Genomic DNA, 13698 nt, shown 5'->3' on the forward strand with positions numbered 1-13698 from the left:
GCATGAGAGTATGGAGATTAGTCTCAAAGGGAAGCTGGCGCTCATAACAGGTTCAAGCGGGGGGATTGGAAGAGCGATAGCCGAGTTGCTGGCGTCAGCCGGCGCGAAGGTGGCGGTGCATTATCTGAACAACGGAGAAGCAGCTGAGGATGTCGTCCGCGGAATTGTGAGCAACGGGGGAGAAGCAGCGCGGTTCGGAGCAGATATGTCCAACATCGCCGAAATAGAACGTCTGGTAACCGAAATCGAGGATGTATTTAAACAGCCGATCGATATTCTCGTCAATAACGCTGGTCACTTAATTGAACGCAGATTAAACGAGAACATGACGGAGCAACTGTATGATGCGGTGATGGATGTCAATTTCAAGAGCACTGTTTTTGCTTGCAAACAGGTCATTCCGGGGATGAAACGAATCGGCGGAGGCGTCATCATCAACATGGCTTCTGTTGCCGTCCTTAACGGAGGGGGAAGCGGCGCGCAAATCTATGCCGCAAGCAAGTCGGCGGTTCAGACGTATTCAAAAGGACTTGCGGCCGAGCTTGCATCGAGCGGCATTCGCGTGAACGTGCTGGCTCCCGGATTTATCGGCCAGACTGCATTCCACGACACCTTCACGCCTCCTGCCGCCAGAAATAAGGCAGTTGAGCATATCCCGCTTGGCAGAGAAGGCACGCCGGAGGATGTTGCGGGCAGCGCCTTGTTCTTGGCATCCGAACTGGCTCGTTATATTACGGGGCATACCATTCATATCAATGGTGGCATGTATATGAGCTGAACTACGTTTGACGAGTAAGAATGAAGGTGGCGCCGCTTGGCTCCTGTCCTTTTTGAGGATGGGAGCTATTTTATATTCGTCGTTAAATTTGGGGAGGAGAGCTAAGATGAGGATTGGTGCTATTGAAGCCGGGGGGACAAAATTTATTTGTGGCATCGGTAATGAACAAGGGATCATTGAAGATAAAATAAGTTTCCCGACAAGAGAGCCGGAAAGAACGCTCGAGCAAGTCATTTCCTATTTTGAACACAAGAATGTGGATAGTATCGGAATCGGAACCTTCGGGCCGATTGATATCCATCCAGCCAGCCCTTACTATGGATGTGTAACGACAACTCCGAAGCCGGGTTGGGCGAACTTTCCGTTCTTGAAGAGCTTGAAGCAAGTGTTCGACGTACCGTTCGGATGGGATACGGATGTCAACGCCGCTGCGCTTGGAGAATCCATGTGGGGTGCTGCCAGAGGCTTGGACAGTTGTATCTATTATACGATAGGTACTGGAATCGGCGTAGGTGTGTTCGCGGAAGGGAGGCTGGTTCACGGTCTTGTGCATCCGGAAGGAGGGCATCTATTAACAAGGCGCCATCAGGAAGATCAATTTGCAGGGAACTGTCCGTATCACGGGGATTGCCTGGAAGGCATGGCCGCCGGTCCGGCGATCGAGAAGCGATGGAATATGAAAGGCAGTGATATACCAGCCGACCATTTGGCATGGTCAATGGAAGCTTACTATATCGGACAAGCAGTGACAGCTTCAATTCTTATGTTGTCCCCCAAGAAGATCATTCTAGGTGGCGGCGTCATGCATCAGAAGCAGCTTTACCCCTTGATCCGCACAGAGGTTCAAAGAAACTTGAATGGCTATGTTAGTGACAAGACCGTTCTAGATCACATCGATGATTATATCGTTCCTCCCGCATTAGGAGACAATGCCGGTTTATGCGGAGCACTGGCGCTTGGATTGCAGGCAATTGACCACTTCAGATACGACAGCTAATCGAACGTCGAATTGGAGAGAACGGTTGGATACCGTTGAGGAGCTCGGTCAATGGAACACTCAAAAAACCATTGACATGCTCAAGCATAGAATTTATAACGATCGTTTGTATCAAGCTCGAGAAGCCGCCTTCCGCAAGCGTAAACAATTTGGCGAGAGGTAAGGGGATAATTTGTATAAAATTGCAAAGAAAACGTTGAATGACGGAACGTTGTGGGAGAAGATTTATGAACTGAACAAAGATCAGATTCGTAATCCAAATCACATCTTTCCAGGGCAGGAGCTTGTCCTGCCGTAGCTCAATGGTTCGCTACATAAATTGCCCTCCCTAATTAAGGAGGGCAATTTCCGATTAACGCACATTACCGACAATCCGCCAAGCTCAATAATATAGCCCAAATGAAACAACCGTTCACTCACGCCAACTCGGAAAGCGAAAGAGTTTGACAAAAATTAGACTCAATTATATAGTCAGGGCTAGCTGCAATATCGTGATTGAATATCAAATAATGATTGAAACGAGGAAGGCGAAAATGAGTCAAGCCCATGCGCAACTGGATATGGTTGAGGAATTGCGTCCCGAGCTTACGGGCTATTGTTATCGGATGATGGGTTCTATATCCGAAGCGGAGGACGCGGTGCAGGATGCCATGATTCGCGTCTGGCAGAGCTGGGATCAGGTGCGGGAGGAAAATTTGCGCAAAGCGTGGATTTATCGAATCGTTACGAATGTTTGTCTGGATCGGCTGAGAAGCGCGAAGCGCCGGGCGCTTCCGATGGATCTTTCTGGACCTGCCGCCAACATCACGACGCCACAGGATAACCAGCCTAAAGCTTCATGGATTTGGCCGGCTCCCGATTCCGCTGGCGACCCTGCGGACATCATCGTGAGCAAAGAGACGATTCGACTATCGTTTATCGCAATTTTGCAAAAGCTGCCTCCCCGTCAACGAGCCGTCTTGATACTACAGGATATATTCCGGTGGCCGGCGATCCGGACGGCGCAAGCGCTGGAAATGACCGTGCCCGCAGTCAACAGTGCATTGCATAGGGCGCGTGCGACTTTGGCAAACGCCAAGCTTCGTTTCGATTCCCTGCAGGAGCTGGACAACGAAACGGATCAAGAGCTACTGCAGCGTTATGTCGATGCATTCGAGCAGTACGATGTTGATGCCTTAGTGACGCTGTTCCAAGAAAACGGCAGTATATCCATGCCTCCATTTACGATGTGGGTTAGCGGAAGACAAGATTTGTCCACATTTTATCGGATTACGCAGGAGCATTGCGTAGGCTCACGCCTGCTGCCGGTCAGGGCGAACGGTGATTGTCCCGCATTTGCGCAGTATGTGCCGGACGGAAGCGACGGAACCCTGGTGCCGTGGGCGATTCATTTGTTAGAGATGAAGGATGGCAAGATAGCGCATCTGCACCATTTCATCGATACGGAGCTGTTTGAACGGTTTGCTTTGCCTCCTTTTTTGCTTGTTAAAAAAAAATTTTTGGAACACCGATGAATTCTTGGCGATTGAATCGTCTATACCTATGAATGCGGAAGCAGACGATTTCATAATCCCAAGGAGGAATAAACGATGACCGTATCACTTACACCTTACATTACGTTAGAGGGCAGGACGAAGGATGCCATTCTGTTTTATGAGCAAGCAATTGGAGCGGAAGTACTCTCCCTCGCGACCTACGGAGATATGCCGAATATGCCGGACACGTTTACGAAGGAGCTTAAAGAACTTGTAGCTCATGCCAAGCTGAGGGTAGGAAATTCCGAGCTTATGTTCTCGGATTCTCCTACTGGTTCACCAATTGAAGCGGGCAAAAGAGTGACGATCTGCATTACAACAAACGACATCGAGCATTCCAGACGGATTTTCGAAGCGCTGCGGCAAGGCGGCCAAGTGAACCTGCCATTCAGCGAGGAATCGTTCAGCCCCGGCTTCGGCGATGTCACCGACAAGTTCGGTGTGACCTTCCAGATTTATACGGAAATGCAAGGCTAGATGCGATATTCAATCCACTGAAGTTCATCCATCGCGTACTTGAATGGCGACCCGCAAGAGGACATTTTGAAAAAAGTGACCTTTGGCGGGTCGTTATTTATTACTCCCTTTCAACTACATACGGTCTTGCTGCCGTCCCGTTTTACGATATTCCCCCGGTGTCATACCTTCCTTTTTCTTAAATCGATCAATGAAATACGAAACATTAATATAGCCGGCGCCGGTAATAATATCCTTTACGGACATTTCTGTTTGCAGCAGCTCTTTTTTGACATGCTCGATACGCAGGTCGAACACATAATCGGTAAAGGTAGTTCCGGTCATCTCTTTGATGGAGCGACTGATAAAGGATGGTGACAGTGATTTCCTCTTCCTTGCGCTCCTTGGCATGACGGCAAAGATCGACAACACATTGACTCATTTCCTGTTCGAATTGATCCATCGAATGCTGATTGACCAACTGCTCGTCACCTTGTTTAATCGACTGGAGTAGCGTGAGCTTGATATCAGTCGAATACCAGCGATTCGCCTCCTGCTCGTTCCAATTGACGATATCGGTTGCCTCCCATATAACCGTTGAAGTCAAGGTGCTAATTATCCAAGGGATCAGTCTAGGACAATAGAAGCAGAAAGAGATACAGGGATTTCGCAAGGATACTGTGTTTTAACGTTTTCGCACAAACAGCCGATTATGAAAATCTTAGCGCTTTCTCGCGGAAGGCGTTCTGAGACCTAGCCATGATGTTTCGCGAATACGGGAGGCTGTCATGCCGGTTGTTTGTTTCATCATGCGTGCCAAGTGATGCGTCGTTTTGAAGCCGCAGCGATCTGCGATCTCCGTTACTGTCAAGCCGGTGTGGACTAGCAAGTTGACGGCTTGCTGAATTCTCCACGTCCACAAATAATGGACAGGCGTCGTCTGTACATGCCGCCGGAACAACCGGACGAGATGTTCTGGCGAGACGTCGGAATTTGCAGCGATGTCAGGCAGGGATATATTCTCCGCATAATGCTCACGAATCCATTGCAACGCTTTGTAGACGGAGGGATGTTTCTCCTTCTCGCTTGATAATTTGGCCGATTCGGACGGAAGCAGCAGAAGCGCGGCTAGTCCGAACGTGCGAACGAGAGGAGAATCGCTGGGATGCGTAAGCTGCACGGACAGAAGAAGATCGACAAGACGGTTCATCTCTTCGGTGAGAGGAAGAACGGGAGGCAGAGCGGCGAACGCCTCAAGAATATCTTTCGGGACCCCGTCGACATGAATGGAAATCCAGCGATGCCAGGTTTCCTCGCTCTTTGCAAAGATAAATTCCTCCCGATGGCCGGGCAACAGCCTGGCAACTTGACCTGGGACAGCCTCCAGGACATTTCCGTCGATTGATACACACATACTTCCGGAATACAGCATGACGAGTTGGATGTCTTGCTGTATTCGTGGTCCAAATTTCCCGCCAGGCGGATAGACGATGGAGCCCGAGGTCACATAATTGACGTGATCGAGAGAGAAACCGGGTGTCTGATACGCGGTCATGTGTCGTTCCTCCTAGTAATGTTGAGCTCATTGTAATTCCGTGAAGCAAGGATGTCAATTACAGACACAATCATGCTAATGGCAGCCATTGTTCTAGCCAAGAGGCGGGACTACAATATGAGTAACTTCACTATACGATAACGAGAGGGGAATGTAAGCATGAAGGATACATTCGTAGCGCCAATGAAACCACTGACTGATGAGCATATTACATTTTTTCGGGAAAACGGGTATTACCTATTCAAGAAAGGTATGAGCGAGGATTTAATCGATGCCTTTAATGGACACATTTATGACCTTCGCAACCAGAATCCTATGCCCGATTGGGCAGCTGTGGAAGAGAGCAAGCGTTACTCGCTTCGATTGTTTAATCCGCATAAGCATGACAGCTTCTCACGGCAGTTGATGAAAAACGCGATCATTCGCGGGGCGCTTGCACAATTAATGGGCAGGGAAGCGGTGTGCGTCCAAAGCATGTATTTCTACAAGGAGCCAGGTTCTCCGGGTCAAGCTTCGCATCAGGATTATTATTATATTAAAAACGATCCGATGACGATGATTGCGGCCTGGACGGCTATGGAGGAGAGGGTGGACGAGGAGAACGGCTGCCTGTGGGTGATGCCGGGCACGCATAAGCTCGGACTGCTGCCACATGGTGCGGTCAAAAATCTCGAGGAGCATGAATCATGGACGGAGGAGACAGAAGGGGTGGACACGAGCAGGCAAATTCCGGTTGTCATGGAGAAGGGCGACATTCTGTTCTTTAGCGAGCTACTTATTCACTCCTCCAATCGCAACAGAAGCAAGGACCGCTGGCGCCGCTCCTATGTCTGTCATTATATCCGTGAAGACTCTAGCGTGCTGCATCGCGAGGATCTTCGTCAGAAATTCCCGCTGTATTAAGTCTCGGCGAATAGCGAAGGCGCAGGCTTGTCTATGGAGCGAATAAATTGAGCAAGTCGACGATGCCTGTACTACCTGAATATGACACGAAACGAGCTATCCACGAGGGACAGCTCGTTTCGTCTAGTCAAGGTAAGCCTGCGGAAATGATTCTACACACCTCAGCCGCAATTTCACAATGTTCTTCAGGTATCGGCCATTCTCATCCGCTTTGTTATACGCGGTTATTCCTTCACCGCGCCCATCACAATTCCTTTTACGAAAAATCTTTGCAAGAATGGATAAACGATCAACACGGGCAGAGCGCCAATAAAGATTTGAGCGGATTTCACCGTGCGCTGCGATATGTTTTTTAATTCCTCTGGGCTTACATTCACTTTGCTGAAATCTTGCTGTACGATAATGGATTGCAGGAATGTAGCAAGCGGATAGTTTCTGTAGTCGCTCATATACAGCATGCCGCTAAACCAGTCGTTCCAGTGAAAGACGACGGTGAACAAGGATAAAGTCGCAATGGCAGGCATGGAGATCGGCAAGTAGATGCGAAGCAAGGTGACAAAGTGGTTAGCCCCGTCCATAAAGGCTGCTTCCTCCAGCTCCTTAGGGATGCCCCTAAAGAAATTGAGCATTAACACCATATTCCAGACACTGACGGCAAAGGGCAGCACAAGCGCCCAAATGGAGTTCATCAATCCCAGCTTCTGAACGAGAATGTAGCTTGGAACCATGCCCCCCGAGAACAGCATGGTGAATACAAAAAACCAGGCGTACAAGCTGCGGCCTCGGAACATATTCTCTTCTTTGGAGAGTGGATAAGCTGCAAGAAAGACAAGAGCCATGCCGATGGATGTGCCCAGCAAGGTCCGCTGAAGCGAGATCCAGATGGAGCTTAGAAACTGGCTGTTGCCAATTGTTTTCTCATATGCATCAAGCGTGAAGTTAATGGGATAGAAGGTGACCAGATTCGCGCCTGCGGCTTCTCTTCCGCTGAATGATACAGCCAAAATATGAATGAGCGGAAGAATGCAGAGCAAGGCAATGATCAGTAGAAAGGCATGGTTGAATACACTGAATATCCGATAGGATAAGCTCTTATGATACATGGATATATCCTCCTAGAATATGCGATAATTGGCGTACTTGTAAGCCAGTCGATAAGAGGTGACAATCAGAACGAACGCAATGACTGACTTGAAAAGTCCGACGGCTGTGCCAAAGCTCATCTCGCCGCTCAGAATGGCAACGCGATAGACGAATGTATCGATGATATCGCCCTTGTCGTATACAAGCGGATTGTACAGATTAAAAATTTGGTCAAAGCCTGCATTCAGGATGTTGCCAAGCGACAAAGTCCCCACTACGATGGTTATAGGCATAATGGCGGGCAGTGTCACATGAAGCGTCTGCTTCCAGCGCCCTGCGCCGTCAATTTCCGCGGCTTCGTAAAGCGAGGGATTAACGGCAGCCAGAGCGGCAAGAAATACGATGGTGGAGAAGCCGAACTCCTTCCATACATCCGAGAGAATGATCGTAAAGCGGAACCAGTCTCCTTTGCCCAGGAAGAAGATAGGCTCTATGCCGAATGCACTCATTAGAAAGCGGTTGACGAGTCCTCCCTCCGGGGAGAGCAAATCGATCAGAATACCGCCCAATATGACCCAAGACATGAAGTGGGGCAAATAGACAAGCGTCTGCAGTGTCCGCTTGAACGCTACCTTCCTGATCTCGTTAAGCAGCAAGGCAAACGCAATCGGCGCGATGAGTCCGGCAATAATTTTGGCAGTAGCGATTACAAGCGTATTGACGATGACTTGTTTGCTGTCCTTCCTTTCAAACATAAATTCGAAGTTGCTCCAGCCCACCCACTGCGAATCCGTAAAGCCGAGCCATGGCTTGAAATCCTGGAAGGCCATGATGAGGCCAAGCATGGGGACATAGGCGAACAGGAGGGTGAGAAGGACGGCAGGGATCAACATCATATGAAGGGGATAATTTCGATTCCAATTCCAGCGTTTGCGGACGACGGTGTTCACTGATGTTTGATCTGGCGGTTTAATCTGTAGTTGATTCATGAGTTATGCGCTCCTTTATCCCTTGCGGTGTTTTTTCGTCAACGAAATTATAAGTCGGTCGGGCTTGCTGTGAACAGGTTTCGTTCATAACACGAATGGCACGATTTTAACCTCTGAACTTTAGGGGTTTAATTTGTCCCATACTGGTTAAAACATAGCCATTTTCTTGTCGAATCTGATTTCTTATAATGTGGCATGTAACCGGTTCACACATTTCAAGCAGGGGGTTTGGTCAGATGAAAGCAAAACGGAGATGGGTCAAAGCAATCACGATGTTAACGATGTTGTCCGTTGTTTCGGCTTGCGCAAACAATGTCAACGAGGGTGGCAGTACACCAACTAACGCCGCAGGCAACGGAAACAACGACGCGGGGCAGGCTGAGACGCTTCCGATGAACGGAGATAAGTATGAGCCTGCTGTGTCCTTTACCGTCGCACGACCAGTAGGTGCAGATGTTGTGTTCAGAGACGGGGAAACGATTGACAATAACGTGCATACACAATGGGCCAAGGAACGGCTTGGCATCGATATTCAATATGCTTGGACGGCGCCAAGCGCCAATGATTCCTTTAATACAAAGCTGCGTCTTGCCATCTCGTCCAATGAGAAGCTTCCGGATATCTTGCAGCTGCGCGACGAAGCGGCAATTATTGATACACTGCTGGAATCCGGCAAATTTATGGAGGTAGGCGACCTGTTCGAGCAATATGCTTCGCAATCCTGGAAGGACGCGATGAACGAGGATCCAACAGTATGGCAGCCCTACATGAAGGATGGCAAGAAATATGGCGTTCCGATTCTTGATTATATGTATAATGGCGATCCTGTGCTGTGGATTCGCGAGGACTGGATGCAGAAGTTTAAGTTCGAGGCGCCCAAAACACTGGCAGATGTAGAGATAATCATGGACGCATTCACCAATCAGGATCCGGACGGCAATGGCGAGAAGGACACCTACGGCCTGACGGCCGGCGTCAAAAACAATTGGACTACCTGGATGTCGGATCTTGGCTGGGTATTCGGCGCCTTCGGCACGATGCCGAACCAATGGAACCTGACAGCGGAAGACAAGCTGGAGTACGGCTCTGTGAACGAAGGCTCCAAACAAGCGCTAGATACGATCAAAGGCTGGCTGGACAAAGGATATATGCCGCAGGAGGTGCTGCTGTGGGACGAGTCCAAAGGCTCCGAAATCTGGACAGCAGGCAAAGCGGGCATTATCGTAGGACCGCACTGGATGCCATGGTGGCCACTCGAGGACGTGAAAAAAAATGTCGAGGGTTCAGATTATCGTGCATATCCAATCCCGGCTGGCCCGGATGGCAAGATGGGGCGTCATGGCACGAACGTCAATAATGGCGTTATTCTGATTAATAAGGACATGGAACATCCGGAAGCCTTCTTCCATTATCAGAGCTTCCTGTTCGATCATTATGCCAATCCGCAAGTAGGCGGCGAGTTCGAGCACGGCATGCACAACGGTTATGATTATTATATGAAGGAAGGCGCAACGGAAGCGGAGAAGGAAGTGCCTGGCGGAGCGATCTCGGCGAACAAGTACACACTTACGTTTGACGGAGCGCGTATTCCTTCACTGAGTCTTAAGACAATGGCCAAATTTGTCGACCCTAATGTATTGCCGCAGACACCTTTCGAAATTATGAATACAAGCACGGCGCCGAAGCAAGTTTATGAAGCAGCCAAAATCGTCTTGGATCAGAAGGATATCACGATGCCGCAAATGTTCAAGAGCACGTTCACGTCGACGATGAAGCAGAAGTGGGAGTACATGGAGAAGCTTGAGAAAGATATTTTCGCCAAAATCGTGTACGGAGATAAAGACCTCTCCGCTTTCGACAGCTTTGTTGAAGAATGGATGAGCAGCGGAGGCAAGGAAGTTACTGAGGAAGTAAATGCGTGGTATGATGAGAATGGTGTGAAATAAAGACTGTGCTGAAGTTGGAAGAGATCGTTCCCAGGAACGGTCTCTTCGAGCGTCATTGGAGGAATGGACATGTGGAGGCAGTGGGGCTTCTTTCAGAAAATTATGTTGATGTTTATTTTGCTGCTTGCAGCGACATTAACATTGTACTCGTATACCTACCAGGTTAGCGTCTCTACAATGGAAAATCAGATCAACGATTCGCAATTAACTCAGCTGTCCGTCATTGCCGAGCAATTGGATACGAATATGAAGCAGCTTGCATCCATGCTGCTGACGCTGAAAGAAGATCCCGACATTCGTGCGTATCAACGTATTTATTTGGAGAGCAAGCTGCTGGAGTATGACCACTTGACGCTGCTTGGCAGAATTCAGGACAAGCTGGTGCTTCAAAGCATTTCCAGCAGCTGGGATAATGACTTGATTTTTTATTCTCCCAGCTTAAACGCGACGATTTCTTCCAAATCCACCTCGAATGCCGCTTATTCGGATGCCGATCTGGACCGTCTATATCGCTGGGAGGCGGAGGCCGTTGAACAGAATGGAAACCTCCACTACTCATTTCGATATCGCATAGCCCATCCGGTGGAAGCCAAAGGATTGAATGAACTGAAGTTTCTGCTGGAGGCGCAATTTACGGAGGCCAATATTCGCAAGCTGCTGAATTCTATTCAGAAAACCGGCCGGAATGATCCTTTTCTGTACCATCCGCAATACGGAACCATTCATGTTACTGGCAGTCCCTCGTCGGTAATGCTTCAGTTGCAAGACCGCTTGCAGACAATTGGAATAGAGCAAAGCGGCAAGCAGCATGTATCCATAGATGAGCAGGAATATCTGGTTACCTATGTTCCTTCAGAGGAGCTAGGCTGGCTGCTGGTTGACTACACGGCGGTCGAGAAGGTGCTGACTCCTGTCAACGAAAGCCGCAACAGCTTTCTCCTCTCCACATCCGTTCTGTTTATGCTCAGTGTAGCTGCAGCTTATTTGCTTTATACTCAAGTCGTTGTTCCGATCAAATCCTTAATGAACGGAACGCAGCGATTGGAGCTAGGGGATTACAAGCACCGCATTCAGTCCAAGCATTCCGGCAATGAGTTCAAGGTGTTGTTCTTAAGATTCAATCGAATGGCGGAACGAATCCAGACTTTAATCGAAACAGTATATGAAGAAAAAATACGTGTGCGGGAAGCTACGGTCAAGCAGCTGCAATCGCAAATCAATCCTCACTTTCTATATAATTGTCTCGCATTCATGAACAGCATGGCCAAATTGGAGGATTACAAGTCGATTGAAGCGATGTCCTATCATCTGAGACAATATTATCGTTATGGTACACAGGTGCAGAATCAAGAGGTAAGGCTGTCGGATGAGATTGAATTAATCCGCAACTATTTGGAGATTCAGGGGATGAGAATGAGTCGTCTGACGTATGACATCGAGTTCCCAGACGAGCTGCTAACCATTGTCGTGCCGAAGTTTATTGTTCAGCCGCTTGTCGAGAACGCCGTCATTCATGGCATTGAATCGAAGCCGGAGGCAGCTCGAATTGTTGTCAAGGGCTGGAGAGAGGATGACCACATATTCATTCAAGTCGATGATGATGGCAAAGGTTTGTCAAGCACGGCTATGCAGGCACTGCATGACAAGCTTGAGGAGCCTCTGGGAGAGGACATGGGCTGTGGGGTATGGAATGTGCATCAACGGCTGCGATACGGATTCGGCGAGGGAAGCGGACTTCGCTTCGGCGATTCCGAGCTGGGAGGCTTCTCCGCTCGTCTCGTACTTCAGCTCAGTTCATTGCCGGAAGAACATTACAAGGTATAGCAAGGAGAGATGATCCATGTATTCCGTTATGATTGTAGATGACGAGCGGCATCTGGTTGAAGCAATGGAGCAAACGCTGCCTTGGGCAAAACTGGAGGTGGATCAAGTATTCAAGGCCTACTCCGCAGAGCATGCCTTGCAGCTGTTTAAAACCTCGGTTGCAGATATTGTCATTACAGATATTCGAATGCCGGGCATGTCTGGTCTGGAACTGATTCAAGAGATTCGCAAGCTGTCGAAGCAGACGAAGTGTATACTGCTTAGCGGTTATTCAGAATTCGAATACGCACGTCAAGCGCTGTCGCTGGATGCTGTACAATATTTGCTCAAACCGGCCACCGACGAGGAATTGATGGACGCTATTGCTTTGGCTTGCGAACAGCATCGCGAGCAATGGCTTACGATTGCCTCCGAGCAGAAGGCGTTGTCTACGATCCGGGATCATTTGCCGCTTCTTCAAAGCAATTTGCTGCAGGATTTGTTAGCCGGGCATAGACTTTCCGACACATTGCTGTCGGAGCGTCTGACCCTATATCATCTCCCCTTTCAACTGAGCGAGAGTGCTGCGATGCTGCTTATACGTGTCGAGATGAATCCGGATCGGATGGATGTTCGCCATCGGCCTTTAATGGAATATGCGATCAGTAATATTGCAGAGGAAATTCTGAACGAGCATTACGATGTGTGGCTGGGCAAGGATGTGCATGAGCAGCAGATTATTATTGTGAAGGCGCGAGCCGCCGAAGCTGTTGAGACACTGCTGGAGAGCAAGGCAGCCGAGCTGCAGCTGAAGGTGAAGCAGTTCTTGAGGCTGTCCGTATCCGTGGTGGTATCGACCTGGTTCACAATGGACAGAACGGCCATTAAGGAGTGTTATGATAGAAGCTTGTCCATACTTCGCCAGAAAGCTGGCAATGGAGAAGCCTTGTTTATTACAGGCGGAGAGGCGCCTCAGTTCGAGAATACGTCTACGATTAGAAGTCTCTACGAGCCGCCGCTTCTGCACCAATATATCGATGCAGGGAAGTGGGAGGCGTTCGAAGAGCGGTTGCATGAAATATTTGCGGAATTGGAGCAGCAGTGGTCCGATTCTGTTGAGCATATTATGGAAGTGTTCTTCGCAGTGACCGGCGCCTTCTCTTACTTGGCTCACAAGAATGGCATGCGGTTGTATTCGTTGATTGGAGAAGACCATACCATGCTGTTCAACGGCACTGCACTGTCATCGATTCCAAGAGTCAAGGAATGGGTGTTCCAGTCACTGAGTCGATTGAAGGCCCACTTTACCGACAATATGAAGGGCAATCGACAGTCCATCATCGAGCAGGTACAGCATCATGTTATGGAACAGCTAGGACATGACTTGTCTCTCTATGATATTGCAGAACGAATTGATCTGCATCCCGTATATCTCTCACGTATCTTTAAACTCGAAACGGGCGAAAGCCTGACGGAATACGTATACCGGCTCAAGATGGAGAAGGCGGCATACCTGCTCAAGCATTCCGAGTTGAAAATATACGAGATTGCGACCTCGCTTGGCTATCAGAATCCGCAATACTTAAGCAAGCTGTTCCGCCGGCAATATCAGATGACGCCACAGGAGTATCGCGACAATATATAAATGAAGGA

12 protein-coding genes are annotated in these 13698 nt (G+C 49.0%); 8 read left to right on the top strand and 4 right to left on the bottom strand.

What is annotated here, in order from left to right; all coding sequences use genetic code 11:
• Nucleotides 1–10: 10 nt before the first annotated feature.
• From ACX1C1_RS16105 to ACX1C1_RS16120, 4 genes are all read left to right on the top strand, one after another.
• Complete coding sequence (locus tag ACX1C1_RS16105) at nucleotides 11–778, top strand: SDR family NAD(P)-dependent oxidoreductase (protein ID WP_458953189.1); 768 nt, start codon at nucleotides 11–13, stop codon at nucleotides 776–778.
• A 106-nt stretch (nucleotides 779–884) separates the two neighbouring features.
• Complete coding sequence (locus ACX1C1_RS16110) at nucleotides 885–1775, top strand: ROK family protein (protein ID WP_458953190.1); 891 nt, start codon at nucleotides 885–887, stop codon at nucleotides 1773–1775.
• A gap of 509 nt (nucleotides 1776–2284) precedes the next feature.
• Complete coding sequence (locus tag ACX1C1_RS16115; protein WP_458953191.1) at nucleotides 2285–3289, top strand: sigma-70 family RNA polymerase sigma factor; 1005 nt, start codon at nucleotides 2285–2287, stop codon at nucleotides 3287–3289.
• Between the two features lie 75 nt (nucleotides 3290–3364).
• Nucleotides 3365–3787, top strand: coding sequence for a VOC family protein (locus ACX1C1_RS16120; protein ID WP_458953192.1), 423 nt, complete (start codon nucleotides 3365–3367; stop codon nucleotides 3785–3787).
• 114 nt (nucleotides 3788–3901) lie between these two features.
• Here ACX1C1_RS16120 and ACX1C1_RS16125 read toward each other — a convergent pair whose 3' ends face one another.
• Nucleotides 3902–4198, bottom strand: coding sequence for a helix-turn-helix domain-containing protein (locus ACX1C1_RS16125; RefSeq protein WP_458953193.1), 297 nt, complete (start codon nucleotides 4196–4198; stop codon nucleotides 3902–3904).
• 289 nt (nucleotides 4199–4487) lie between these two features.
• Nucleotides 4488–5321, bottom strand: coding sequence for a helix-turn-helix domain-containing protein (locus ACX1C1_RS16130; RefSeq protein ID WP_458953194.1), 834 nt, complete (start codon nucleotides 5319–5321; stop codon nucleotides 4488–4490).
• A 159-nt stretch (nucleotides 5322–5480) separates the two neighbouring features.
• Between ACX1C1_RS16130 and ACX1C1_RS16135 the strand changes: the two genes are divergently transcribed.
• Nucleotides 5481–6224 (top strand): phytanoyl-CoA dioxygenase family protein, encoded by a 744-nt coding sequence (locus tag ACX1C1_RS16135; protein WP_458953195.1) that lies wholly within the window; start codon nucleotides 5481–5483, stop codon nucleotides 6222–6224.
• Between the two features lie 224 nt (nucleotides 6225–6448).
• Here ACX1C1_RS16135 and ACX1C1_RS16140 read toward each other — a convergent pair whose 3' ends face one another.
• On the bottom strand, nucleotides 6449–7327 hold the full coding sequence (locus tag ACX1C1_RS16140; protein ID WP_458953196.1) for a carbohydrate ABC transporter permease: 879 nt from the start codon (nucleotides 7325–7327) through the stop codon (nucleotides 6449–6451).
• 12 nt (nucleotides 7328–7339) lie between these two features.
• The gene (locus tag ACX1C1_RS16145) at nucleotides 7340–8296 is read right to left on the bottom strand and encodes an ABC transporter permease (RefSeq protein ID WP_458953197.1); all 957 of its coding nucleotides are present in this window, start codon (nucleotides 8294–8296) and stop codon (nucleotides 7340–7342) included.
• A gap of 236 nt (nucleotides 8297–8532) precedes the next feature.
• Here ACX1C1_RS16145 and ACX1C1_RS16150 point away from each other — a divergent pair, with 236 nt between their 5' ends.
• The 3 genes from ACX1C1_RS16150 to ACX1C1_RS16160 all read left to right on the top strand — a co-directional run bounded on the left by ACX1C1_RS16150 (nucleotide 8533) and on the right by ACX1C1_RS16160 (nucleotide 13690).
• Complete coding sequence (locus ACX1C1_RS16150; RefSeq protein WP_458953198.1) at nucleotides 8533–10242, top strand: extracellular solute-binding protein; 1710 nt, start codon at nucleotides 8533–8535, stop codon at nucleotides 10240–10242.
• 69 nt (nucleotides 10243–10311) lie between these two features.
• Entirely contained in the window at nucleotides 10312–12066 is a 1755-nt protein-coding gene (locus ACX1C1_RS16155; protein ID WP_458953199.1) for a cache domain-containing sensor histidine kinase, read from the top strand.
• Nucleotides 12067–12082: 16 nt separating this feature from the next.
• Nucleotides 12083–13690, top strand: coding sequence for a response regulator (locus ACX1C1_RS16160; protein WP_458953200.1), 1608 nt, complete (start codon nucleotides 12083–12085; stop codon nucleotides 13688–13690).
• Nucleotides 13691–13698 lie beyond the last annotated feature (8 nt).

The organism is Paenibacillus sp. strain BS8-2 (assembly GCF_054483835.1).

Bases quoted from the DNA above. Each gene is read 5' to 3' on its own strand.
- ACX1C1_RS16105 (WP_458953189.1), top strand. From the start codon at position 11: ATGGAGATTAGTCTCAAAGGGAAGCTGGCGCTCATAACAGGTTCAAGC.
- ACX1C1_RS16110 (WP_458953190.1), top strand. From the start codon at position 885: ATGAGGATTGGTGCTATTGAAGCCGGGGGGACAAAATTTATTTGTGGC.
- ACX1C1_RS16115 (WP_458953191.1), top strand. From the start codon at position 2,285: ATGATTGAAACGAGGAAGGCGAAAATGAGTCAAGCCCATGCGCAACTG.
- ACX1C1_RS16120 (WP_458953192.1), top strand. From the start codon at position 3,365: ATGACCGTATCACTTACACCTTACATTACGTTAGAGGGCAGGACGAAG.
- ACX1C1_RS16130 (WP_458953194.1), bottom strand. From the start codon at position 5,321: ATGACCGCGTATCAGACACCCGGTTTCTCTCTCGATCACGTCAATTAT.
- ACX1C1_RS16135 (WP_458953195.1), top strand. From the start codon at position 5,481: ATGAAGGATACATTCGTAGCGCCAATGAAACCACTGACTGATGAGCAT.
- ACX1C1_RS16140 (WP_458953196.1), bottom strand. From the start codon at position 7,327: ATGTATCATAAGAGCTTATCCTATCGGATATTCAGTGTATTCAACCAT.
- ACX1C1_RS16145 (WP_458953197.1), bottom strand. From the start codon at position 8,296: ATGAATCAACTACAGATTAAACCGCCAGATCAAACATCAGTGAACACC.
- ACX1C1_RS16150 (WP_458953198.1), top strand. From the start codon at position 8,533: ATGAAAGCAAAACGGAGATGGGTCAAAGCAATCACGATGTTAACGATG.
- ACX1C1_RS16155 (WP_458953199.1), top strand. From the start codon at position 10,312: ATGTGGAGGCAGTGGGGCTTCTTTCAGAAAATTATGTTGATGTTTATT.
- ACX1C1_RS16160 (WP_458953200.1), top strand. From the start codon at position 12,083: ATGTATTCCGTTATGATTGTAGATGACGAGCGGCATCTGGTTGAAGCA.